General features: G+C 73.7%; 12 protein-coding genes. 3 read left to right on the forward strand and 9 right to left on the reverse strand.

Going from position 1 to position 25368, the window contains the following annotated elements; genetic code table 11:
* Positions 1 to 21: 21 nt before the first annotated feature.
* The 4 genes from ACGF13_RS19990 to ACGF13_RS20005 all read right to left on the reverse strand — a co-directional run bounded on the left by ACGF13_RS19990 (position 22) and on the right by ACGF13_RS20005 (position 13667).
* A complete protein-coding gene (locus ACGF13_RS19990) occupies positions 22 to 1761 on the reverse strand; it encodes a phytoene desaturase family protein (protein WP_392876739.1) in 1740 nt (579 codons plus the stop codon).
* Positions 1748 to 10993: an amino acid adenylation domain-containing protein gene (locus tag ACGF13_RS19995; RefSeq protein ID WP_392876742.1), complete on the reverse strand. Its 9246-nt coding sequence runs from the start codon at positions 10991 to 10993 to the stop codon at positions 1748 to 1750. Before ACGF13_RS19995 ends, ACGF13_RS19990 begins: the two co-directional genes overlap by 14 nt.
* Positions 10994 to 11064: 71 nt before the next feature.
* A complete protein-coding gene (locus ACGF13_RS20000; protein WP_392876745.1) occupies positions 11065 to 11922 on the reverse strand; it encodes a sterol desaturase family protein in 858 nt (285 codons plus the stop codon).
* A 311-nt stretch (positions 11923 to 12233) separates the two neighbouring features.
* Positions 12234 to 13667 (reverse strand): helix-turn-helix domain-containing protein, encoded by a 1434-nt coding sequence (locus ACGF13_RS20005; RefSeq protein WP_392876748.1) that lies wholly within the window; start codon positions 13665 to 13667, stop codon positions 12234 to 12236.
* 357 nt (positions 13668 to 14024) lie between these two features.
* On the opposite strand from ACGF13_RS20005, the gene ACGF13_RS20010 reads away from it, so the two are divergent.
* On the forward strand, positions 14025 to 17231 hold the full coding sequence (locus ACGF13_RS20010; protein WP_392876751.1) for a M28 family peptidase: 3207 nt from the start codon (positions 14025 to 14027) through the stop codon (positions 17229 to 17231).
* 118 nt (positions 17232 to 17349) lie between these two features.
* Here the strand turns inward: ACGF13_RS20010 and ACGF13_RS20015 are convergent, their stop codons facing one another.
* Together ACGF13_RS20015 and ACGF13_RS20020 are read right to left on the reverse strand one after the other, a co-directional pair.
* Complete coding sequence (locus ACGF13_RS20015; RefSeq protein WP_392876754.1) at positions 17350 to 17973, reverse strand: hypothetical protein; 624 nt, start codon at positions 17971 to 17973, stop codon at positions 17350 to 17352.
* Positions 17974 to 18305: 332 nt separating this feature from the next.
* Positions 18306 to 18944 (reverse strand): hypothetical protein, encoded by a 639-nt coding sequence (locus ACGF13_RS20020; RefSeq protein ID WP_392876757.1) that lies wholly within the window; start codon positions 18942 to 18944, stop codon positions 18306 to 18308.
* Between the two features lie 194 nt (positions 18945 to 19138).
* Here ACGF13_RS20020 and ACGF13_RS20025 point away from each other — a divergent pair, with 194 nt between their 5' ends.
* Positions 19139 to 20377, forward strand: coding sequence for a cytochrome P450 (locus tag ACGF13_RS20025; protein WP_392876760.1), 1239 nt, complete (start codon positions 19139 to 19141; stop codon positions 20375 to 20377).
* A 200-nt stretch (positions 20378 to 20577) separates the two neighbouring features.
* Positions 20578 to 22353, forward strand: coding sequence for a penicillin-binding transpeptidase domain-containing protein (locus ACGF13_RS20030; protein WP_392876763.1), 1776 nt, complete (start codon positions 20578 to 20580; stop codon positions 22351 to 22353).
* A gap of 66 nt (positions 22354 to 22419) precedes the next feature.
* Here the strand turns inward: ACGF13_RS20030 and ACGF13_RS20035 are convergent, their stop codons facing one another.
* From ACGF13_RS20035 to ACGF13_RS20045, 3 genes are all read right to left on the reverse strand, one after another.
* Complete coding sequence (locus ACGF13_RS20035) at positions 22420 to 23151, reverse strand: TetR/AcrR family transcriptional regulator (protein ID WP_392876766.1); 732 nt, start codon at positions 23149 to 23151, stop codon at positions 22420 to 22422.
* 140 nt (positions 23152 to 23291) lie between these two features.
* A complete protein-coding gene (locus ACGF13_RS20040) occupies positions 23292 to 23888 on the reverse strand; it encodes a hypothetical protein (protein WP_392876769.1) in 597 nt (198 codons plus the stop codon).
* A complete protein-coding gene (locus ACGF13_RS20045) occupies positions 23885 to 25201 on the reverse strand; it encodes a hypothetical protein (protein ID WP_392876772.1) in 1317 nt (438 codons plus the stop codon). The genes ACGF13_RS20040 and ACGF13_RS20045 overlap by 4 nt, the downstream gene beginning before the upstream one ends.
* Between the last annotated feature and the right edge of the window lie 167 nt (positions 25202 to 25368).

A 25368-nucleotide genomic window follows, 5' to 3' on the forward strand; every position in this document is an offset into this window, starting at 1 on the left:
GGCCGTCGGTCGTCGTCCCGCTCACTCCGCAACTCCCACTTCCGCCACTTCGGCCCCCGCCACTCCCGCGTCCGCCGCTCCCCGGCCCGGCAGTCCCACGGTGGCCCGGCCGAGTTGCGGCAGGCGGCCCCACTTGCCCGGGTGCCAGGGTTCCCGGTTGTCGCTCGGCCAGGCCCGGAACGGCCGGCCGAGCTCCTCGCACAGGTACTGCGCGGCGAACCGCCCGCTGGTGGCCGCCCGGATCAGCCCCCCGAGCGAGGTCCACTGGCCCGCCATGGAGAAGCCGCTCAGCCCGGGCAGCCGCATCCGGTCCCGGTTGACCAGCCGGTTGGCGGCGTCCTCGGCCTCGGAGAACGCCTGCCAGGCGAGGATGCTGCCGTAGGTGTTCCCGGTGAACCGCTCGGTGGTCACCGGCGATGCCACGTCCACGAGTTCGATCCGCCGGCCGAGCTCGGGGTACGTCCGCTCCAGGAACTCCCGGACGAACGCGGCGACTTCCTGCTTGCGCGCCCGGTAGGCCCGGCGGTCGCCGGTCCGCAGGTCCTTCCAGGAGCGGTAGTCGCTGAAGTAGGTGCAGTGCAGCACCGACTTGCCCGGCGGCGCGAAGCCGTCCGCGTAGGAGGAGCGCAGTTGCACCACCAGGCTGCGCTGGAGCGAGCCGGGCAGCCGCTCGCCGTCCTCGGGCGTCAGCAGGTAGGTGGTGCTGTGCGGCTCGCCCTCGGGCAGCGGGCCGTCGATGCCGACGAAGGCGGAGACCACGGACGGGTACAGGTTGCCCGGCTTGTCCAGCAGTTCGCCGTACAGCTTCTCGGTGGCGGGGCTGGAGTAGCGGCCCTCCAGCAGCCGGTCGAGCACCGTCGGGCCGTCGCAGGCGGCCACCACGTGGTCGGCGAAGTGCCGTGATCCGTCCTTGAGTTCCACCCCGATCGCGCGCCCGTCCTCGACCAGGACGCGCTCCACCCGGCGGCGGTAGCCGATCACCCCGCCGAGCGAGGTGTAGCGCTCCTCCACCGATCGGGCCAGGCCGAGCGAACCGCCCTGCGGGAAGCCCGCGTTGCCGTTGTGGGCGGCCGCCAGGGTGTAGAGGTACGGCAGCAGCGGGAAGCCGGCGGGCTCCTGGAGGAACATGTTGGGGAAGGCCCGCCGCAGCAGCGGGTCCTGGAAGCGCTCCGCGAAGCCGCTCATCGGGGTGGTCGCGGTGCGCCAGAACAGCCGGAAGGCGGGCAGCACGGTGCGCAGGGTGCGCAGCCGTTCCGCCGTGGTGCGCAGCGGCGGCGGGGTGAGGTCCCAGGGCAGCTCGATCGCGGCGTAGCGGCGCAGGTCCCGGCAGAACTCCCGGATCGGCTTGGCGTCGCCGGGCGCGAGGTCCAGCAGGTGGGCCTCCAGCCGGTCCGGATCGCCGTAGAAGGTGACGGCCCGGCCGTGTTCGTCGACGACGCGGTTGAAGGTGTCGAAGAGTGTCACCGACTTGCCGTCCAGGGCGCCGAGTTCGCTCCAGACCTGGTGGGCTCCGGTGCCCTCGGCGGTGCCGATCAGCCAGTCGATGCAGTAGTCGAACAGGTAGCCGTGCCGGGACCACGCGGTGCAGCAGCCGCCGGGCAGCACGTGTTTCTCGAAGATCCGGGTCTCCAGGCCGCTCATCTGCGCGTAGCAGCCGGTGGCGAGGCCGGCCAGGCCGGCCCCGATCACGATGACCCTGGGCGGGCCGCCGTCGGCCCGCTCCCGGTCGGACCAGTCCGGTCCGCGGTCAGCCGAGGCCATCGGTGCTGCCTCCGGCCAGGATGGCGCCCGCCAGTTCGGCGTTGCGGGCGGCGACCTCCCCGTCGAGCATCTCGGCGTGGACGCCGTGCCCGACGTACACCGCGGTGCCCGTGGTGGAGGCGCCGTGCCAGGAGCCCGGTTCGCCGCTCAGGTGCACGGAGAGCCGTTCCTGCTCGCAGACCACGTCCAACTGGGCCTTCACCGTCCCGGCGTTGGGGGTTCGACTGCTGAACTCCAGGTAGTCCCTGGCCTGTTCGAGGGTCTCCTGGGCGACGATCCGGGAGCCGGTGTGCCGGTGCAGGTGCTCGTGGAGTTCGCGTTCGAAGACGGCCAGGTGCTCCTCGCCGAGGTCGAAGGCCTCGGTGACCCGGTAGGCGTCCAGCAGCAGCACCGAGGCCACGGTGCGTCCACGTCGCTCCAGCTCCTTGGCGACCTCGAAGGCGAGGTTGCCGCCGAGCGAGTAGCCGAGCAGGACGTACGGCCCGTCGGCGTGCAGTTGCTCGACCAGGTCGGCGTAGCGGGCGGTCTTGTCGTCGCCGGTCAGGTAGTTGAAGGAGGCGATCCGGTGCTCCGGCAGGTGCGCGGCGAGCTGCCGGTAGACCAGCCCGTGGCCGCCGGCCGGCGGGAAGCAGAAGACCGTACGGTCCTCGGGCGCCCCGGCGTTGAACCAGAGGTAGGCCTCGCCGCCGGCCAGCTCGCCGGTGATGATCTGCTCCACGGTGCGGGCCATTCCGTGCAGGGTGGTGACCTTGAACAGCTGGCCCACCGGGATGCTGATGTTGAACTCGCTCTGGAGGTGGTGGATCAGCTCGATGAGCCGGATCGAGCTGCCGCCGAGTTCGAAGAAGTCGTGCTGGAGGCCGACCTCGTCCAGTCCGAGCAGGTTCTGCCAGTGCTCGGCGACCCTCGTCTCGTAGAGCGTGACGGGCGGTTCGTGCTGGGCGCCCGCGGTGTCGGCCTTCGGCTCGGGCAGGGCCGCGAGGTCCACCTTGCCGTTCGGGGTGAGCGGCAGGGCGGGCAGCTCGGTGAGGTAGGAGGGGATCATCACGGTGGGCAGGTGCTCGGCCAGGTGGCGGCGCAGTTCGCGGCGGTCCAGCAGGGTGCCCTCGGCGGGCACCACGTAGGCGGCGAGAACGGCCTCGCCCCTGGCGTCCTGGCGGACCGCCACGCAGGCCTGGGCGAGCTCCGGGCGGGCGGTGAGGTGGGCCTCGATCTCGCCCAGCTCGATCCGGTGGCCGCGGACCTTGACCTGGTTGTCGATCCGGCCGAGCAGGTGCACGGTGCCGGCGGTGTCCCAGTGGCCGAGGTCGCCGGTGCGGTAGAGCCGTACGGGCGTTCCGTCGAAGTCCAGGGTGCGGAAGCGCCGGGCGGTCTGCTCCGGGTCGTTGGGGTAGCCGACCGCGACGCCCGCGCCGCCGATCCACAGCTCGCCGGGCACGCCCACCGGGACGGGCTCGCCGTACGGGTCCAGGACGTACACCGCGCTGTTCGGGAACGGCCGGCCGATCGGCACCATCCGGCCGGGCTCCAGCCCGTCGGTCGCGCCCTCGTAGTAGGTGCTGTCGACGCTGGCCTCGGTCAGCCCGTAGGAGTTGACCAGCCGGGTGTGCGGACCGCAGAGGGCGCGCACCCGCTGGTGCTCGGCGGCCTTCCAGGAGTCGGAGCCGACGATCAGCAGCCGCAGGAAGTCCAGCGTCAGGCCCTCGCGCTCGCAGTGGGCCAGCAGCGCGCGGGCCACTGCGGGCACGAACTCGCCGCCGTCCACGGCCTCCTCGCGCATCACCCGGTAGAGCCGGGCGGTGTCGAAGAGCAGCTCGCGGTCGACCAGGACGAGGGTGCCGCCGGTGCTGAGCGCCCGGGCGAAGTCGCCGGAGAAGACGTCGAAGGCGGTGCCGGCCATCTGGAGGTGCACCCGCACGTCGGTGTCGAGCCGGTACTCGGCACGCCAGCCGGCGGTGACGGCGGCCAGGTTGCGGTGGTCGACCCGGACCCCCTTCGGGCGGCCGGTGGAGCCCGAGGTGTGGATCAGGTAGGCGGCCCGGTCCGGGTCGGCGGCGGGCAGCGGCACGGCGCCCCCCAGCACGGGCCGGTCCAGGGCCTCCAGGGTGACCGGTTCGGCGGGCAGTTCGGCCGCGAGCGGGCGCCGCTGGTCGACCACCACCAGCGCCGCTCCGGCGTCCGCCACCTGGTGGGCGAGCCGGTCGCCCGGGTGCCCGGGGTCGAGCGGGAGGTAGGCGGCGCCGGCCCGCCAGATCCCCAGCAGGGTGGTGATCAGCTCGGGTGACTTGTCCAGGCAGACCGCGACCACCGAGCCCTCGCCGACGCCGAGTTCGCGCAGCCGTACGGCGGTGCGCTGGGCCTGCCGTTCCAGTTCGGCATAGGTCAGCCTGCGGACGCCGTCCCGGCCGGGCGCGACCACCGCGACGGCCCCCGGCCGCTCGGCGGCGGCCTTGGCGATCAGCTCCGGAACCGGGGTGCCGTGCTCGATCCGGCGCTCGGCGCCGCTGAAGGCGGTGAGGATCCGCCGCCGTTCCGCCTGCCCCAGCATCCGCAGCCGACCGACCGGCTCGCTCTCGGCGGCGCGGGTCATGGCGTCCAGCAGGTTGCGGTAGTGCTCGGCCAGCCGCTGGACGGTGGCGGGGTCGAAGAGGTCGGAGTTGTACTTGAAGACGCAGTGGAAGCAGCCGTCCGCGCGGTCCTCGTAGGCGGACAGTGTGAGATCGAACTGTCCCTCTTCCTCGGGGAGTTCGATGTAGTCCAGGCGGTAGCCGAAGCGCTCCACGGCGACCTTGTGGGTGAGCAGGATGAACATTGCCTGGAACACCGCGGAACGGCTCGGGTCGTGCTGGAGGCCCAGCTGCTCGACCAGCAGCGGGAAGGGGTACTCCTGGTTGTCCAGCCCGCCGAGCACACTCTCCCGCACCCGGGCCAGCAGCTCGGCCACGGTCGGCTCCCCGGCCAGGCTCACGTGCAGCGGCAGCGGGTTGACGAAGTAGCCGTAGACGGAGGCGAACTCCTCCTGGGTGCGGCCGGTGACCGGGCTGCCGACCACGATGTCCTGCTGCCCGGACCACCGGTTCAGCAGCAGGTAGTAGGCGCCGAGCAGCACCATGAACGGGGTGGCGCCGTTGGCGCGGGCCAACTCGTGGACCCGGGCGGTGAGTTCGGCGTCCAGTCGGAAGAACTCGGAGGCGCCGTTGTGGGTCTGGACGGGCGGGCGCGGCCGGTCGGTGGGCAGTGCCAGCACCGGCATCTCGGCCGGCAGGTGGCCGCGCCAGTAGTCGAGCATCCGCCGGGCCTCGGGGCCGGCCAGGAAGCGGTTCTGGCGGTTGAGGAAGTCCAGGTAGCGGGCGGGGACCGGGGGCAGGTCCGGGGTGCGGCCCTGCCGCAGCGCCTCGTAGACCTCGAACAGCTCCTCGATGAAGGTGAAGGTGGAGATCGCGTCCGAGACGATGTGGTGGACGGCCTTCATCAGCACCCAGCGGTCCGGGCCGCGCCGGAACAGCCGCAGCCGCACCAGCGGGTCCTCGGCGAGGTCGTACGGCCGCCGGTACTCGCGGACGATCAGGTCGTGGATCTCCTCCCACGGCCGGCCCTCGACGTCGAACAGCCCGGTGTCGGCTTCGGCCTCCGCCCGGATGCGCTGGACCGGCCGGCCCTGCTCCGCGGTGAAGGCCGCGCGCAGCTCGGGGTGCCGGGCCACGAGGTGGCGGAAGGCCTCGAACATCAGCTCCGGGTCGAGTTCGGCGCGGACCTCGACGGCGCCGCCGATGTTGTACGCGAAGCCGTCCGGGTGCAGCAGCCGCAGGAACCAGAGCGCCTGCTGGTTGTGGGTGAGCGGGAAGCGGGACTCGTCGGTGTACAGCTCCACCTCGGCCTCGGCCGGGCCGCCGTCGGCGGCGAGCCGCTCGGCCAGCCCTTCGGTGAGCAGGTCCACCAGGTCGCCGACGGTGCCGTTGCTGAGCAGGGCCACCACCGGCAGGGCGACGCCCAGTTCGCCGTGCACCCGGGCGCGCAGCTCCATCGCGAGCAGCGAGTCCAGGCCGTGCGCGCCGAGCCTGGTCTCCTCGTCGATCCGCTCGGTACCGATCCGCAGCACGGCCGCGGCGGCGGCGGTGAACCGTTCGGTGGCCAGTTCCCGGCGGACCTGGGGGCCGGCCGCGCGGTAGGCGTCGAGGAAGCCGCCGGTCTCGGCCGGGGCCTGCTCGGCGGCGCTCGCCGCCAGGTCGGCGACCAGTGGCGGCGGCGCCGGGTACCAGGCGAGGAAGGTCGGCCAGTCGACCACGGTGGCGACCAGCAGCTGGGCGCGGTCCTGGCCGAGGACGCGCTCCAGGACGGCCGTTCCGGCGTCCGGCGGCAGGGAGCTCATGCCGCGGGCGTCGCGGTAGTGGGCGACCAGGCCCAGCTCCTCGATCATGCCGGTGGCCCACGGGCCCCAGTCCAGGCTGAGCCCCGGCAGCCCCTCGGCCCTGCGGTGGTGGGCCAGGGCGTCCAGGAAGGCGTTGCCGGCCGCGTAGTTGGTCTGCCCCGCGGTGGTGAGCAGCGAGGCGACGGAGGCGAACAGCACGAAGTGGTCGAGCGGTTCGTCGCGCAGCAGCCGGTGCAGCAGGTGACCGCCGATCACCTTGGGGGCGTAGCCGGCGTCGAAGGCCGGCCGGTCCATCTGGGCGAGCAGGGTGTCCTTGACCTGCCCGGCGAGGTGGAACACGCCTCGGATGGGCGGGAGTTGGCGCTGCCGGTAGTCGGCGAGCCAGTCCGCGAGGGCGGTCTCGTCGGTGACGTCGACCTGGGCGAGCAGGGGTTCGGCGCCGAGCGCCTGGAGTTCGCGCAGGAAGGCGATCCGCTCGCCGGCGGGGGTGTCCGGGTCGGTGTAGGCCCACGCGGAGCGCTCGGGCAGGGCGGTGCGGCCGACCAGGATCAGCCGCCGGGCGCCGCGCCGCACGAGGGTGCGGCAGAGCAGCCGGCCGAGGGCACCGAAGGCGCCGGTGACCAGGTAGCTGCCGTCGGGGCGCAGGACGGGCGGCAGCGGGCGGGTGAGGCCCTCGGCCTGCCGCAGCCTGCTGGTGAGCCGGGCGCCGGCCCGCAGGGCGATCTCCTGCTCGTCCCGGGCGGCGAGTTCGGTGAGCAGCGCCTCGGCCTGGTCGGCGGCGTCGACGGCCGGGTCGAGGTCGATCAGGGTGCCGCGCTGGGCGACCAGCTCCTGCTGCCACAGCACCCGGCCGATGCCCCAGGCGGGGGCGCCGAGCGGCTCGACCCGGTCGCCGGGGGCGGCGGGCTGGGTGCCCCGGGTGACGATGTGCAGCCGGCCGTCGGGGCGGGCGGCGGGCAGGGCCTGGGCGAGGGTGATCAGGGAGTAGGCGCCGAGGGTGGCGAGCGGGCCGAGCCGGTCGGCGCCGGCGGTGGCCAGGGCGGGCTGGTCGAGGTTCCAGAGGTGGACGACGGTGCCGAAGCCTGGGTCGAGGTCGGCGAACAGCCGCCGGACGTCCTCGGCGGAGTCGGGCCGGACGGTCGAGTGCCCCTCGCCGTGCCGGTACTCGTCGCCGGGCCGGACCAGGTGGCAGCGGGCGCCGCGAGCGGCGGCCAGTGCGGCGAGCCGCTCGCCGAGGCCGCCCTCGTCGGCGAGGAGCAGCAGGTCTCCGGGGGCCTCGTCGGCGGCCGGCCGGGCGGCTTCGACCCAGCCGACCTCGGTGAGCCAGCCGTCGATGGTGGCGAGCCCGACGGAGGCCGGGGCCTGGGCGACGTCGGCCACCCGGAAGCCGGTGACCCTGCCGACCGGGGTGCCGTCCTCGGTGTACAGCGCGAGGTCGCCGACGAGCTCCTCGCCGCTGTCCCGGGTGACGGTGGCGTGCACCCAGAGCGGGCGGTCGCCGATCTCGTCGAGCCGGACCTCCTCGATCGAGACCGGGAGCCGGACGCTGCCGTCCTCGGGCGTCTCCAGCCGGGTGGCCAGCAGGGTCTGGAAGCAGCCGTCCAGCAGCACCGGGTGCAGATGGTGGTCGGCCGCGTCCGCACCGAGCTGCGCCGGAGGCCTGACCCGGGCCAGCGCCTCGCCGGGGCCCGTCCACACCTCGGCGATGGCCTGGAACGCGGGCCCGTAGTCGTAGCCGCGCCCGGCCAGCCGCCGGTAGCAGTCCGGGCCGTCGAGGTGCCGACCCCGGGTGCGCAGGGCGTCCACGTCCAGCGCGGGCCCGTAGGAGCGGCGCTGGCCGGTGCGGACCCGGCCGCTCGCGTGCACGCTCGGCTCGCCGCCGGCCGGGGTGGAGGCGACGGTGAAGCGGGCGTCCTCCGGTGCGTAGCCGAGCTGGACGGGGACGGGCTCGCTCTCGGAGAGGAACAGGGCCCGGTTCAGCTCGACCTCGGCCAGCGTCACCTCGGCGCCGCCGGTCAGGGTGCGGACGGCCTGGGCGGCCATCTCCAGGTATCCGGCGGCCGGGAAGACCACCTGGCCCTCGATCCGGTGGTCGGTCAGGTAGGGCAACCGCTCGGGGTCGAGCGCGCTGGTCCAGCCGGGCTGGGCGCTCGCGGTACGGCGGCCGAGCAGCGGGTGGTCGAGCTGCCCGAGCCGGACCTGCTCGACCGGCTTGGGCTCCACCCAGTAGCGGTCGCGCCGCCACGGGTAGGCCGGCAGCGGCACCGGGCGGCCGGCCGGGTGCAGCGCTTCCCAGCTCAACTCGACGCCGAGGGTGTGCAGTTCGGCGAGGCTGCGGGCGAGGCGCTCCGGCTCGTCCTGCTGCCGGCGGATCGACGGCACGGTGTGCGCCTGCTCCGCGCACTCGCGGATCGCGTGGCCGAGCACCGGGTGCGGGCCGAGCTCCAGGAACAGCCGGTGCCCGTCCTCGGCCATCCGCTCGACGGCGGCCCGGAAGCGGACCGGGTTGCGGACGTTCTGCCACCAGTACTCGCCGTCCAGCTCCGGCCCGCGGGCGAGCCCCTCGCGGGCGGTCAGGTAGAGCGGCAGCCGCGCCTCCTGCGGCTTGATGGCGGCGAGCGCGGCCACCAGCTCATCCCGGATCGGGTCCATCCGCACGCTGTGGTACGGGACTTCGACGTCCAGCAGGCGGGCGAAGACGCCCTGCTGCCGCAGTTCCTCGGCCAGCGCGCCCAGCGCCTCGGCGTCCCCGGCCAGGGTCACCGCGGAGGGGCTGTTGACCGCGCCGAGCGAGACCTCGGAGCGGTACGGGCGGATCCGACGCTCCGCCTCGGCCTCCGGCAGGCCGACCGCGAGCATGGTGCCGGTGCCGGCCAGGCGCTGCTGGAGCCGGCTGCGGGCGAGCACCACCCGCACGGCGTCGGCCAGGTCGTACACCCCGGCCTCGTGGAACGCGGCGACCTCGCCGGTGCTGTGCCCGACCACCGCGTCGGGGCGCAGGCCGTGGCTCCGCCAGAGCGCCGAAAGTCCCACCTGGACGGCGAAGTTGGCGGGCTGGGCCAGCCAGGTCTCGGCCATCCGGGAGTCCGCCTCGTCACGGCCCAGCTCGGTCAGCAGCGACCAGTCGGCCTGCGCGCGGATCTCCCGGTCGACGGCCTGCACGGCCTCCCGGAAGACCGGCTCGTGCTCGTACAGCCCCCGGCCCATCCCCCACCACTGCGGGCCCATGCCGGTGAACACCCAGGCCAGTCGGCGCTGCCCGCGCTCCCGGGCGCGGCCCTGGACCACCCGGGGGTGCTCCTCGCCGCGCCCGTACGCGGCCAGTGCCTCATCCAGGTCCTCCCGGGTGGAGTAGACCACCCCGAGCCGCTCGGGGAGGTGCTGGCGGCGGTGCGCCAGGGTGTGGCCGAGGTCGGCCAGGGGCGCCCCGTCGGCGAGCTCCTGCCGTACGGCGGCGGCCAGTTCGGGCAGTCCGGCGGTGTCCTTGGTGCTCAGCGGCAGGACCGTGCGGGCCGGCTCGGCCGTCGGCGCGGCGGGGGCGGGCCGCGGCGGCTCCTCCAGCAGGACGTGGGCGTTGGTGCCGCCGAAGCCGAAGGAGTTGACGCCGGCGCGGGCCGGTCCCCGGTGCTCGGGCCAGTCCGTCGGGGCGGTCGGGATCTCGAACGGCAGCGCGTCCAGGTCGATGCCGGGGTTGGGCCGCTCCAGGTTGAGGTGCGGCGGGATGCGGCGGTGCTTGATCGCGAGCGCGGTCTTGATCAGCCCGGCGACGCCGGCCGCCGCCTCGGTGTGCCCGATGTTGGTCTTGACCGAGCCGACGTAGCAGCGGTCCCCGGCGCGCCGGCCGATGCCGAGCACCCGGCCGAGGGCGGCGGCCTCGATCGGGTCGCCGACCGGGGTGGAGGTGCCGTGGGCCTCGACGTACTGGAGGCTGCCGGGTTCCACCCCGGCCTCGGCGCAGACCCGCTCGATCAGGGTGACCTGGGCGTCGGCGCTGGGGACGGTGATGCCGTTGGTGCGGCCGTCCTGGTTGACGCCGGTGCCGAGGATGACGGCGTGCACCGGGTCCCCGTCGCGCAGCGCGTCGGAGAGCCGCTTGAGCACGACCACGCCGACGCCCTCGGCCCGGACGTAGCCGTCGGCGGAGGCGTCGAAGGCGCGCGAGCGGCCGTCCGCGGAGAGGAAGCCGCCCTTGGTCTCGGCGATCGTGTACTGCGGCGCCATGTGCAGCAACGCCCCGCCGGCCAGGGCGAGTTCGGTCTCGCCGCGGAGCAGGCTCTGGCAGGCGAGGTGGACCGCGACCAGCGAGGAGCTGCAGGCGGTGTCGATCGAGACGCTGGGCCCGCGGAAGTCGAAGCAGTGCGAGATCCGGTTGGACACCATCGTCATCATGGTGCCGGTGGCGGTGTGCGCCGCGATGGTGGCGAAGTCGAGGTCGGCGAACTGGAGGATCTTCCAGTCGAGGGTGAAGGCGCCCATGTAGACGCCGACTTCCCGGCCGGCCAGCTCGCCGGGGCGCAGCCCGCCGTCCTCCAGGGCCTCCCAGCTGACCTCCAGGAGCTTGCGCTGCTGCGGGTCCATGTGTTCGGCCTCGCGCGGGCTGATCCCGAAGAAGTCGGGGTCGAAGGTGTCGAAGCCGTCGATGTAGCCGCCCCGGCCGCCGATCAGCCGTCCCGGCTTGGCCCGGTCCCGACTGCCCAGTGTTCCGGTGTCGTAGCGGTCGGCGGGCGTCTCGGTGAGACAGTCCCGGCCCTCGATCAGGTTGCGCCAGTAGGAGCGGTGGTCGTTGGCGTGTCCCGGCAGGCGGCAGCCGATACCGGTGATCGCGATGCGTTCGCGGGGCGCGGCGAAGGGCGAGGAGGTCATGATCCAATCCGGGGGTGACGGCGTGGCGCCGGGGACACGGGCAAGTGGGAGCGGCCTCTCGGGGGCCGGGTTCAGACGGACTGCTCGGTGGTCTTCGCCCGGCGCCAGGGGTGCAGCATGGTGGCGCCGAGTTCACCGGTGGTGGGGAACGCGGCCGGGTCGGTGAGGCCGACGGCCTTCGGCACTCTGCCGGGCCGCCAGGTGAAGCTCCCGAACACGTGGTCCCAGAGCGAGAGGTCGGAGGCGTAGTGGCCGGCTTCGGCGAGGTCGGTGCTGTGGTGCAGGCGGTGGAGTTCCGGCCCGGCCAGGACGTGGCCGAGTGGGCCGATGCGGACTTCGATGTTGGCGTGGACGAAATACCCCTGAGCCAGGACGAATATTCCGACCACGAACACTGAATCCGGCGAGAATCCGATCAGCGCCAGCGAAAGTTGGACCACGGACTGCGCGACGAACACGTCCAGGAAATGATTCACGCCGTTGTTCGCGACGTTCACCTTGTCCGGGACGTGGTGCACCCCGTGCAGCCGCCAGAGCCACCGGTTGCGGTGGGACCAGCGGTGCACGAGGTAGTCGCCGAGCGAGCCGACCAGCAGCGCGAGTGGGATCTCCATCGCGAACGGCAGCGCCGGATGGGCCGGGCCGAGCATCTCCACCAGCGTCGCCACCAGCCCCTGGGCCAGTGCCCCGCCGACCATGCTCAGCACGAAGTAGACGCTGTACCAGCCGAGTTCACGTCGACTCGGGTGCCAGTCGGTCCGGTACGGGATCACCCGTTCCAGGACCGCCAGATATCCGAGGACGGCGACCAGGAAGAGCGGGGAGACCCGGTCCGGCGCCCAGTGGAAGTGCAGGGTTGCGACGGCCGTGCACAGCACACCCAGGAGCAGTAGCGGATGGGCGAGCCGGCGGGCAATGGCTGACACCACGCGCCCCCCGTTCTTCGCGGACTAACGACTGGAAACGTCAGAGACTCTAGCGGCAGACACGCGCCGTGACAGTCATTCGACGTGTTAACTCCATGAATGACCCGATCGGCGGACTATACGCTCACGAAGTTGACGTTTGTACGGCGCGAAAGGGGCGCATTTTCGAGAACGAGCGGGAGTTGACGGTGCGACAGGACCGCTGTGCAGGATGCCGGGCGCTGGTGCGCCCCCTCTCGCGCCGCCGCGCGCGGCGCCCGATCCGGCCATATCGGACGACGGTCGCCGCCGGGGGCCCACGGAGCGCCGCCGGGTCAGGAGCGGGCCGGCTCCGCCAACCGGTGTGCGGCACGGGGCGCGTGCGCCGCGAGACGATCGCGCAGACCGCGCAGTTCGTACTCGACCAGCGCGGGCAGAGCCGTCGCGCCGGTCGCCTCCAGGGCCGGGCCGAGCAGGTCGACGGCCGTCGCCGGGTCGTGCGCGCAGACGTGGCAGTCCGCCGCCCGGACGATGAAGAGGAGGCGGCTGGACGGAAGTTGGTCCGGACCGAGCAGACCGAGTGCGGTCTCGGTGGCGTCCAGCGCCCGGCGGGCCAGCCGGGGGTCGTCGGTGGCCGCGGCGAGGTCGCGCAGCGCGGCGGCCGCGGCGGACTCGACCCGCATCCGCATCGAGGCGATGGAGAGCCAGGGCACGTCGACCTCGTCCTGCGCGCCGATGTGGTCCAGGTGCGCCCGGGCCAGGCCGATCTGCCGGACGGTCGCCCGCACGTCACCGGTGAGCGCGTACGCCCGGGCCCGGCTGATCCGTCCCATCGCCCCGGCCCAGTGCCGGCCCGGCGCGACCTGCTCGATCTCGCGGGCGTAGCCGAGGGCGGCGACCGGGTCCCCGTCCAGCCGGGCCAGGATGCTCATGTCGCTCAGCGTGCCGACCTGGGTGGCCTGGTCCGCGGCCAGTCCGGCCCAGGTGAGGGCGCGGTCGTAGCTGGCCATCGCGGTGGCGTTGCGGCCGTCCTGCATCCGCAGCGCGCCGGCCGCGTGGGCGTGCTCGGCGGCCAGCCGGACCAGCGGGCCGCGCTGCGCGGCGGGGGCGGTGGCGAGCCGGGCGAGCACGGCGCGCAGGGTGCGCTCGACGGCGGCGGCCAGGCCCGGCCGGTCGCCGGTCTCGCCGGAGCGCAGGTGGGCGGCGAGCAGCCCGGTCAGGGCGTGCACGGTGACGGCGTCCAGCGGGCGGACGGCGGCCCGTCCGCCGAGCGTCTCGGGGGCACAGAACTCGGCGTGCAGGTCGGCGAGTTCCCCGGGTTCCGGGACGGGACAACCCTCGGCGCCGTGCAGCGGGCAGAGCAGACCGTAGTCGGGCAGCCGCAACGGCGCGGGGGCCGGGAGCGGGGCGGGCGGGCCGGACAGGGCCCCGCCCGGCAGCGGGGGCCGGAGCAGGGCGGGCGAGAAGGCGTTGACGTGGCAGAGTTCGGCGCTCTCGGCGCGCTGGCAGGCGGCGCTCAACTCACCGGCGGCACCGAGGAGGTCGTCGATCCGGTCGGCGGTCCTGGGGGTGACCCGGCGGGCACCGTGCTCGATCTTGCTGACCGCGGTGTGGTCGTAGCCGATCCCGGCGCCGAGTTGCGCCTGGGTGAGGCCGGCCCGGCGCCGCCAGTGCCGAAGCCGGGCGCCGAACTCCCGCCAGGCCTCCTGGCCCCGGCCGGTCGGCGGTGCCGGCACCGCCGCCGCGGGGGCCACACGGTTGCGCTGCACGGCTGCCTCCCCGGGCCCGTCGTCCCCGGCCGCTCGCACGGCCCGCCGACGATTCCAGTGGTTCCGACGACTCCGATGACGAGGACGGTACTCGATCGACACCCGCCCCGTACATGACGTGGTCTCAACCACTTGAGGAAAACCCCAGCTTGACGCGAAGGAGGGCCTGCCGCCTTGACGGAATTTGCCAACTCCTTGCCTCGAGCGCACCAGGCATTGACCTGGGCATGACGCCGTGTGAGGGTTCGGGCACCCGAGCGCGGACGGCCCGCACGGCCGTCCCCCAGACGCGGCCCTGCGGTGCGCCACCAGCCCTGGTCGTCCGCGGTCGAGGACCCCCACATGCGAGGAGCCTCGATGCAACGCAGAGTTTCCGCAGGCCGGTTGCTGACCACGGCGACCACCCTGACCGTACTGGCCGGCATGATCGCCGCCACCGCGGGCCCGGCCGGCGCCGCACCCGCCCCCTCCCCGACGCCGCCCAGCGCCCTGGCCGCCGCGGTGAACGCGGCCGACGCCGCGGCCGCGGCCGGCCTGGACGCCCTGGCCAAGGGCCCCGACGAGACCTACGAGCGCAAGGCCGTCACCCCGTGGGTGGGCGGCCTGTACTCGGTGGCGTACGAGCGCAGCTACCGCGGCCTGCCGGTGGTCGGCGGTGACGCGGTGGTCCTGGCCGACGGGCAGGGCAAGGTCCGCGCCCTGCAGTCGGCCGCCCCCGGCCCCGTCGGCGGCTCGGTCACCCCGCAGGTCAGCGCCGACCAGGCGGAGCGGACCGCCCGCACCGAGCTGGCCGCCGTGGACTCGGTCGACGCCCGCCGCCTGGTCGTCCGGGTCAAGGACGGCAGCAGCCGCCTCGCCTGGGAGACCGTCCTCACCGGCCGCACCGAAACCGCGCCCAGCCGCCTGCACGTCTTCGTCGACGCGGCGACCGGCGAGGTCGTCGACAGCTACGACGACGTGCGCGCGGGCACCGTCAACAGCGAGTGGAACGGGCCCTCCCCGGTCACCATCAGCACCACCGGCTCCGGCGGCTCGTACTCGCTGCGCGACCCCAACCGGCCCGGCCTGTCCTGCTCCGACTACGGCACCGGCCAGGTGTTCTCCAAGTCGAGCGACTCCTGGGGCACCGGCAGCGCCTCCAGCAAGGAGACCGGCTGCGGGGACGCCATGTTCGCGGCCCAGAAGGAATGGGACATGCTCCGCGACTGGCTGGGTCGCAACGGGCACAACGGCAACGGCGGCAGCTGGCCGGTCAAGGTCGGCCTCAGCGACGTCAACGCCTACTGGGACGGCTCGACGATATCCATCGGCCACAGCCAGGCCAACAAGTGGATCGCCGCCATCGACGTCGTCGGCCACGAGTTCGGCCACGGCATCGACCAGTACACCCCTGGCGGCGCCAACAACGAGGCCGGCCTGGGCGAGGCCACCGGCGACATCATGGGCGCGCTCACCGAGGCCTACGCCAACGAGCCCGCCCCCTACGACTCCCCGGACTACACCGTCGGCGAGATGATCAACCTGGTCGGCAACGGCCCGATCCGCAACATGTACAACCCCTCCCTGGTGAGCAACAACCCCAACTGCTACTCGGCGTCCATCCCGCAGACCGAGGAGCACGCGGCGGCCGGCCCGCTGAACCACTGGTTCTACCTGCTCGCCGAGGGCTCCAACCCCGGCGGCGGCAAGCCCACCAGCCCCACCTGCAACAACTCCTCCGTCACCGGCATCGGGATCAAGGACGCCGGCCGGGTCTTCTACGGCGGCATGCTGCTCAAGACCAGCGGCATGACCTACAAGCGCTACCGCACCGCCACCCTGACGGCGGCGAAGAGCCTGGACGCGAGCTGCACCTTCTTCAACCGGGCCAAGGCCGCCTGGGACGCCGTCAGCGTCCCCGCGCAGAGCGGTGACCCGACCTGCACGCCGTCCGGCACCAACGACTTCTCGCTCTCGCTCGGCCCGGCCTCCGGCTCCGTCCAGCCCGGCGCCTCGACCTCGTCGACCGTGAGCACCGCCGTCACCTCCGGCACCGCCCAGACCGTCGGCCTGACCGCCTCCGGCCTGCCCTCGGGCGTCACCGCGAGCTTCAACCCCTCGTCGGTGCAGGCCGGTTCGTCCTCGACGCTGACCCTGTCCGCCTCCGCGGCGGCCGTGGCCGGGACGTACCAGATCACCGTCACCGGCACCGCCGGCGCCACCACCCACACCGCCCAGTACGGCCTGACCGTCGGCGGCGGGGGCAACCCCGGCGGGCCCGCGCCCGACATCGACGTCGCCAAGGTCCAGGCCCACCTGTCCCAGCTGAACAGCATCGCCAACCAGAACGGCGGCCACCGCCGGGCGGGCAGCGCCGGACACAGCCAGTCGCTGGCGTACATCAAGGGCAAGCTCCAGGCCGCCGGCTACAGCGTCACCGAGCAGACCTGCACCTCCTGCACGTACCAGTCCAACAACCTGATCGCCGACTGGCCCGGCGGCCCGTCCGACCAGGTCACCATGTTCGGCGCCCACCTGGACAGCGTCTCGGCCGGGCCCGGCATCAACGACAACGGCTCCGGCTCGGCGACCCTGCTGGAGAACGCGCTCGTGCTCGCCCAGCAGAACCCCAGCCTGACCCGGCACGTCCGGTTCGCCTGGTGGACCGGCGAGGAGCAGGGCATGCAGGGCTCGCAGTCCTACGTCGGCCAGCTGAGCTCCGCCCAGCGCTCCGCGATCAAGGCGTACTACAACTTCGACATGATCGCCTCGACCAACGCCGGCTACTTCATCAACAACCTCAACTCCACCGCCGCCGCCCCGATGAAGGCCTACTGGGACTCGCTGAACCTCAAGCCGGAGGAGAACGTCGAGGGCCAGGGCCGCTCGGACGACTACTCCTTCCAGCAGGCCGGCATCCCGACCTCGGGCTACGCGGCCGGCGCCAGCGACACCAAGACCTCGGCGCAGGCGGCCAAGTGGGGCGGCACCGCGGGCCGTTCCTACGACTCCTGCTACCACTCGTCCTGCGACACCACCGCCAACATCGACGCGACGGTGCTCAACCGCAACGCCGACGGCGTGGCGTACACCATCTGGAAGACCTCGGTCGGCGGCAGCACGCCCACCAACGACTTCTCCGTCTCGGTGAACCCGACCACCGCCACCGTCAAGCCCGGTGAGACCGCCACCGCGACGGTCGCCACCGCGACCACCTCCGGCTCGGCCCAGACCGTCAACCTGACCGCCTCGGGCGCCCCGGCCGGCGTGACGGTCTCCTTCAACCCGTCCTCGGTGCAGTCCGGCGGCTCGGCGACGCTCACCGTCGCCACCTCCGCCTCGACCGCCGCCGGCACCTACAGCATCACCCTGACCGGGACCGGCTCGGCCACCCACAGCACCAGCTTCTCCCTGGTGGTGGGCAACGGCCCGACCGACCCGGGCGGTACCTGGACCCCCGGCACCACCTACCAGGCGGGTGACGTGGTGACCTACAACGGGGTCAGCTACCGCTGCCTCCAGGGCCACACCGCCCAGGTCGGCTGGGAGCCGCCGATCGTGCCCGCGCTCTGGCAGCAGGTGTGACCACGGTGTTCTGACACCCGGTGAAGCCGCTGCGCCGCGGTCCGTCGAGGGGACGGGCCGCGGCGCAGCCGTGTGTCCCGGGGCCGGCGTGCTCAGCCGGCGTGCTCAGCGGGCGTGCTCAGCCGGCGTGGAAGGCCACCCGGACACTGGCGTCGACCGGGAGGACCAGCACGTTGCCGGTCTCCCAGAGCCATCGCCGCGGGATCAGGAACATCCGGTTGTCGGACTGCGCCAGCAGCCGCAGACCCTCGTAGCGGTAGTGGAAGTGCGACCCGGCCCCCGCGTCCGGCAGCGGCGTCTCCCGCACCCCGGGCCAGTCCAGTGCGAGCCGCTCCGAGGTGTCGAGCAGGACGGCCGGCCGCACCTGGAGGTTGTGGGAGAGCGTTTCGGCGTCGGCCTGCCCCTTCTGCTGGGCGTAGCTGCCGACCGCCCAGTACGCGCACAGCGCGAGGATCGCCACCGTGACGCCCAGCGCCACCCGCTCGCCCGCCACGGGGAACGGTGCGTCGGTGCCCCGCACGTACAGCAGCCGCGCCAGGAGGGCGAGTAACAGGGCGCCGCCGATCAGCAGTGGGGTGCCCATCGGACCGGCGGCGACGACCTCGAACCCCGCCGCCAGGCCGAGCGTCAGCAGCGCGACCACCGGCAGGACGGCGGCGACGCACACCCGGCGCAGCACCCGGGAGCCGTCCGCACCGCGGCGGGCGGCGCCGGACACCAGCGGGAACGCCAGGGCGGCCACCAGCGCCCCGCTGAGCGCGACCCCGGCGGGCAGGTAGAGCGCCGGGGAACTGCGCAGGAGCAGTTCCTGGGTGGAGAAGCCGATCGTCGCGGCGTCGATGCCGAAGTAGCCGTAGAGCGCGTCGGTGTAGGCGTAGCCGAAGAAGAAGAGCAGCGCGGTGACGAAGGTGGTCGGGGCGATCCAGCCCGCGAGCGTGCTGATCCAGCCGCTCCACGGGCTCGCGGCCGGCCTCTCCTCGGCGTCGGACAGCCGCTCCTCGGCATCGGACGACCGCTCCCCCGCTTCGGCGGCCCGGTCCTCCGCTTCGGCGGGCCGGTCCTCCCCGCCAGGGCTCAGGGGGTGCCCCCGGTTCCGGTGCCGGTCCCCCCGTTGCCGTGGGTCGGGGTTTCGACCCCGCCGGGGCTCTTCGACTCGCCGCCCGAACCGGTCGCACCGGTGGCGGGCGTGCTCGGGCTGGGAGAAGACGTGCCGGTGATCTCCCCCTCGGCCTTGAGTTCCCGGCTCTCCCCGCCGATGGCCACCGTGTAGCAGATCGGTCGACTCTTCTCGCTCGACGTCGGGAGGGCGAACACCAGCGGTTCGCTGCCGCCGGAGGTCACGGTCGTCGTGGCCTGGCTCGGGGTGGCGTGCTCGGCTTTGTTCGCGCAGTCGGTGACGTCGCTGACGAGGGCCTGGACCGGGGTGGGCGAGGAGCTCTTCAGCGTGACGACGGCCCTCGTGCCCCAGCCCCGTGCACTGGCGGACACCGAGCCGGCTTCCTGGAAGCTCGCCTCGGTCTCGCGGGCCTTGGTCCGCTGGTCGTCGGGCTGCGGGCTCGTGGCCTGCCCGCTGCCGTTCTGGCCGTTGCCGTTCTGGCCGTTGTTGCCGGAGCCGCCGCCACAGGCCGCGAGGACCGGTACGAGCAGGGCGGCCACCAGCCACCGGGCCGCTCGGCCGGTCGGGCCGCCTCTGAAGTGCCGGGTCCCGGGCATGCGTTCTCCCATCCGCGCAGCGATCAGGGCCGGTCGGCCCCGCCGCACGGTACTCGGGCGGGTGCCGTGCGGCGGGGTGCCGCGCTGCCCGGGCCGCCGCCCGCCGCCCGGTCGGCGCAACCCGGGCCGGGGCGCCCTGACATAGAGTCGGTCCGGCACGGACGCACCGTCAGCAGACCGGAAGGAAACACCCCGTGAGCACGGACACCCGCCCGGTACCGGAACTGGCCGCCGAGGTCGTCGAGCAGTGGCGGGCCGAGGAGGCCGAGCTCGTCGACCTGCTGGCCCGCACCCAGCGCGGCGTCGGTGGCGTCGCCGCCTTCCGGCTCGGCCCGACGCCGACCGTCCTGGTCACGGACCCGGCCGCCGTGCAGCACGTCCTGGGCCGCCATCCGGACCGGTACGTCAAGCGCTCGCACCGCGCCCGGATGCTGGTCGGGGACGGCGTGCTGTCCGCCTCCGGGGACGCCTGGAAGCGTCAACGGCGGTTGCTGCAGTCGCAGTTCACCGGCACCGGGATGCGCCGCTACGAGCAGCGGATCGCCGCGGCGGCACAGCGCACCGCCGAGCGCTGGGCGGAGTACCGGCGCACCGGGGAGACCTTCGACCTCGGCGAGGAGATGCGCCGCTTCGCCCTGGACACCGTCTGGCGGGCGCTCACCGGGCTGCCGCTGGACGACCGGACGGACCACGAACTCCGGTCGGTGGAGCGGGTGGTGGCCGCGATGCCGAAACTGCCGACCGACGCGGCGGACGCCCGGGACGCCGTCGCCGGGGACCTCGCCCGGATCGACGCGGTGGCCCACGCGGCGATCGACGCGGCGCGCTCGGCCGGCCCGTCCGAGGAGCCCGGAGTGCTCCGGGTGCTGGTCGAGGCGGGCGAGCGGTACCCCGAGTACACCGACCGGCTGATCCGCGACGAGCTGGTCACCCTGCTCGTCGCCGGCCACGAGACCACGGCCACCACGCTCACCTGGCTCTTCCTGCTGCTCGACCGCCACCCCGGGGCCCGGACGGCCGATCCGCAGGCGCTGGTGAGCGAGACGCTGCGGCTCTACCCCTCCGCCTGGCTGCTCCCCCGGCACGCCGTCGAGGACGACGTCATCGCCGGGCACCGCGTCGCCGCCGGGACGGACGTGCTGGTCTGCCCGTACCTCACCCACCGCGACCCGGCGCTGTGGCCCGACCCGGAGCGCTTCGACCCGGCCCGCTTCGCCCCCGGCGCGGACCGCCCCGGGCAGCTCGGCGCGTACTTCCCGTTCGGCCTCGGCGCCCGCGCCTGCCTGGGCACCCAGTTCGCGCTGCGCGAGACCACGGCGCTGCTGGAACTCCTGCTGCCGATGGGGCCCCTGGCGTTCCGCTCGCGGCCGGCGGGGGCGGCGTACAGCATCACGGTGCGGCCGGACGGGCCGACGCCGGCGGTGCTGGGCTGAGACGGGCCCGAAGACGTGTGCAACCTTCCGGGCCCGCGCCGCATTGATGGGGTGGACCGGCCCGGCTGTCGACCGACCACCCGTCTCGACATAGGCTGATCCGCGCCCGAACGGACTCTCGTCCGGCCTCGGGCCCGCGGGCCGATCCGCCGAACGGGGCAGGCCCGCAGCAGACGAAGGCTCGCAGGGGGGACGGAAGCGTGTTCGAGGAGCACAGGGACAACAGGCACGAAGGTCATCAGGAGTACGACCAACTCGCCGACGACGACGTCGAGTACGACCTCGACGACCCGGACCGCGGCGAGGACGGTGGCGGTGGGGGCCGGCGCGGCTCGACCGCGCGCCGGGTCGTGATGGTGACGGCCGGCGGGGTGTTCGCCGCCCTGCTGGCGGTCGGCGGCTACGGCGCCTACAACGTGCTGAACGCCGTGACGGACAACGACCCCTCCGGCGGCGGCCACCAGGGCTCCGCCACCGTGGCGAAGGCCCCGCAGGACCCGCCGACCGCCGAGCAGGCCGAGGCGGCGGCCAGGGAGTTCCTGGCGGCCTGGAGCCGCGGCGACATCGCCGCCGCGGCCGGCCTGACGGACCACCCTGAGACCGCCCGCGCCGCGCTGGCCACGTTCAACGAGCAGGTGGGCGCCCGCTCGCTCGCGCTGACCGGGACGGGCCGCGCGCCGGCCGACACGCCGAGCGAGCCGGCCCTCGGCTTCCGGGTGAAGGCGGAGTTCGAGGGCATCCCGGACGCCTGGGAGTACGACAGCGTGCTGAGCTTCGTCCGGTCCCAGGACGGGCGGCCCGTGGTGCGCTGGAAGCCCTCGGTGATCCACCCCCAGCTCGCCCCGGGCCGGACCATCGCGGTGAAGGCGCTGCCCAACGCCGTGTCCAAGCCCACCGACCGCAAGGGCCGGCCGCTCGACGCCTTCCCCTCGCTGCGCGCCGTCCTTCCCCAGATCACCCCGCCGGAGGGCGGCACCGCCGCGCCCGGCCGGGCCGTGGTGCTCTCGGGCGCGGGCGGCGGCGCGGAGCCGGAGCAGCTGTTCGTGCTGACCCCGCCGACCGCCCCGAAGGTCAGGCTCACCCTGGACGCCGACCTCCAGCAGGCGGCCGAGGAGGCCGTCAAGCAGCAGTCGGCGAACGGCAATCCGGCCTCGCTGGTGGCCATCGAGCCGAGTACCGGCTTCATCCTGGCGACGGCGTACGCCCCGCAGGGCGGCTTCAACCGCGCGATCGCCGGCGGCCAGGCGCCCGGCTCGACGATGAAGGTGATCACCTCGGCCGCCCTGCTGGAGGCCGGGGTGAGCCCGGACACCGTGGTGCCGTGCAAGGCCACCACCAACTCCCCGCGCGCCTGGCACAACGACGAGCCCGGCGACTTCCCGTCCTACACGCTCGCCGACGACTTCTCCCACTCCTGCAACACCGGCTTCATCGACAAGGGTCTGGAGAAGCTCCAGCCCGGCGCGCTGGGCTCGGTGGCCCGCGAGCAGTTCGGGCTCGGTCTGGAGTGGCACATCGGCGTCCCGAGCCGGGACGTCACCATCCCCCCGCCGGGGAACAAGGACGAGGCCGCGGCCGAGTACATCGGCCAGGGCCGGATCCAGGCCAACTCGCTGGCGATGGCCTCGGTCGCCGCCACCGTGCAGAGCGGAACGTTCCGCCAGCCCGTGCTGCGCGAGGACGTGAAGCGGGTGGCGGCGCCCGGCAAGCTCCCCGCCGACGTCGCCCGGGACCTGCGCGCCATGATGGCCAAGACCGCCACCCAGGGCACCGCCCGCACCCCGATGGCCGGGCTGTCCGGGCAGATCGGCGCCAAGACCGGCACCGTCGAGGCCGGCGGCCAGGCGAACAACAGCTGGTTCATCGCCTACCGCGGCGACCTCGCCGTCGCGGCCGAGGTCGAGGGCGGCGGGCACGGCTTCAGCGCGGCGGGAGTGGCGGCGGCGCAGGTGCTGAAGGCGGGCAACAAGGGCTGACGGCCCGCGGCCGCGCCTTCCCGGGCGGGCCGGCCGATCCCTCACCCGGGCCGGCCGGCCGTCGACCTACGCTCCGGTGAGGGTCGGCGGCCGGTAGTCCGCCCCCAGGCCCATCCGGTCCATCAGGTCCCGCATCAGCATCTCGAACATCGGCTCCTGGTCGACGATCAGGGGCGCGAAGTGCGCGAACACCTCCAGCGCCACCTGTCCGTAGATCGAACGCCAGCTGGAGAGCATCACGACCACCGCGCCGAGCGGCATCTCCACTCCGGTCGCCGCGCGGTACGCCGCCATCTGCTGCCGCAGCAGCGGCTCCAGTTCGTCGTCGGCCGGCACCGGGTAGGGGCGGGCGTTCCAGAGCTGCACGAACACCGGGCCCCAGACCTCGGAGAGCCGGCGGACCCAGTCGCTGCTCATGTCCGTCTGGGCGTCCGCCGCCGTGGCCGTCGGCGTGCCGAACAGCAGGTTGAACTCCTCGCGGTGGGCGAGCGCCCAGTGGCGGAAGACCCGGGTGGGGGCGATCAGCCGGGCCGCGAAGTCGGTCTCGGCCTGCGCGTCGACCGCCGCCTGGAGTTCCAGCGCGAGGTCGGCGACGATGTCGCGGGCGGCGTGCCGGACGATGTCCGCCAGGTTCTCGAAGTGCCGGTAGAGCGCCGCGGGGGTCACCTGCACCCGCCGGGCGATCTCGGCGAGGCTCAGGGCCTCGACCCCGCGCACCGCGATGATGTCCCGTGCGACGGCCCGCACGTCCTCCGACATCTGGAGACGGAGTCGGTCGCGTCGCGTCAGCGTGTTCATCTTCCCGCTCTTCCCAGGCCCCGACGATCGCACGTTCGAATGCGTCGTATCCTACCGACCACCGGATCTGACCCGGCGTCGGGGCGGTACCGACGTCGGGGCCGGGCATGTCGCGGCCCTGCCCGGCCCCTGTCCCGCCGTCAGGCCAGGCTCACCGCCACGGCACCGGCGGTGAGGTAGAAGAGCAGGAACAGCACCGGGATCCACAGCTCGACCAGCGTGAGCGGGAGGTACCGCCGGATCGTCTTGCCGTCCCCGAGCTCCACCCACTCGGCATCGTACGCGCGCGCCGGAAGCCGCTGCTCCAGTGCGTTGATCACCCGGTACTTGGCCCGGTTGAGCTGCCGGTAGGACGCGATCAGCAGGAACCAGGCCGCGCACTGCCCCACCGCCACCAGGCCGGCCACCACCAGCCCCCAGGTCGGCAGCCCCTCCAGCGCACCGCCCCGGACCGCGCCGACCCCGGCCAGCAGGGCGGCGTTGACGGTCAGGAAGAAGGTGTTGGTCAGGCTGCGGCGGGCGCTGACCCGGTCCGCCATCTCCACGTACAGCTTGTACTGCTCCAGGACGGCCGCCTGGTACTTCTCGCCCGCCTCGTACTCCCGCGCGCCGACCAGGCCGTTCCACAGCCTCGCGTCGAGCGGGGTCGGCGGGTTCGGCGGGGTGGTCTGCGGGGCGGCCGACGGGGTGGTCGGCGGGACGGGCGGCGGGACGGGCGGTGCCTGGCCGGGGCTCACCACGCGGGCACCTCCGCCACCGACCCGCCCTCCGGCGGCAGTTCGCCCTCGACCTCGCGCACCCGGATGTCGACCCGGCCCGGCTTGGTCCGCGAGGGGCCGACCTCCTCGACGTCGACCAGGACCCGCCGGCCCTCCGCCAGCCGGCCCGCCTCCAGCTCCTCGCGGAGCGCGGGCAGCATGCGCCGCGCGTGCAGCAGCGCCAGCGTGGGCACCTCGGGGTGGTCGTCCAGCCTCACCAGGACGAAGGACTCGTTGACGACGGCGACGGTGGCCCCCTGCCGCTCCCCCGGCCGCGGGTAGTCGTCCAGCGACAGGGCCGGCAGCGCAACGGCCGGGGCGGCGACGGAGGTTCCGGCCGGCGGGTTCGCGGCACCGATCTCGATCCGCTGGCGCATCCGGTCGATCCACCGGATCGCCACCTGCACCTCGTCGTTCTCCTTCAGCCCCGCCGCCTCGTGCGCCCGCATCCGGGAGCGGCCGCCCCCGGGCAGCTCGACCCAGACGCCCGCGTTGTTCACCTGGTAGACCCGCGCGGTGAACACGGCGCCGCGCTGGTAGGTCCGCTCCCAGCCGTCCCAGGGGTCCTCGCCCTCCTGCTGGGTGAAGACCAGCACGTTGTCCCGGTACACGAAGAAGCCGGGGTAGTCCCGACCGACGTGGAAGCGCTGCGACATGTGGTCCGGGATGGTCTCGTGGTAGCCGATGTCCCGCTTGTGCATCTCGGCGATCCGGCGCGGGTTGCGGAGGTCGCGGACCCGGATGTGGTCCTCGCTGACCTCCTCCACCCTGGCCCTGGCGCGCTGGCGGTCCTCCGGCGTGTACGGCCGCAGGTCCATCTCCGGCGCGCGGGGCTGCCGGCGCAGGGCCTCGATCTCCGCCCGCAGGCTCTTGCGCAGCTCGAACAGGCCCCGCACGCTCCACTCGTACCACACCACCCGGAACTGTCCCAGGGCGTTGCTCGGCACCTGGGCGCCCTTGTGCGCGATCACCACCAGCCGCTTGCGCAGGCACAGCGCCCAGGCCAGCTCCATGGCCACGGACGTCGACGGGACGGAGAGGTCGGCGACCACGATCCCGGCCCGGTCGATCCCGGACCAGGCGACGTCCATCGCGCTCTCGGTGGTGCCGGGGACCTTGTCGGCACGCTCGGCGCGCAGCTCCCAATTCCTGATCCAGTCCTCGAAGTGGCCCTCGTACAGGTCGTCGAAGTTCTCCGTCCTGCCGTTCGGCAACTCCTTGTCCTCGTACGGCATCGCGAAGAAGACCATGTCCTCCTCGACCGACCCCTGTCGCCGCAGATCCAGTGTCAACTTCCCCTCCGGCTCCCCTGATGGTCCGTTACAAAGTAACGGGTATTTACACCCTGGGGCGGGGGCAGCGCAACGCGGACGACGGGACTCCGGTGCGGCGCGACGCCCTACGGCCGCCGCGGGGCCAACTCCCGTACGCCGCCGATCCACTCGACGCCACGTCGGAT

Origin of the sequence: Kitasatospora sp. NPDC048286, assembly GCF_043201735.1 — a bacterium.
Taxonomy (GTDB): domain Bacteria; phylum Actinomycetota; class Actinomycetes; order Streptomycetales; family Streptomycetaceae; genus Kitasatospora.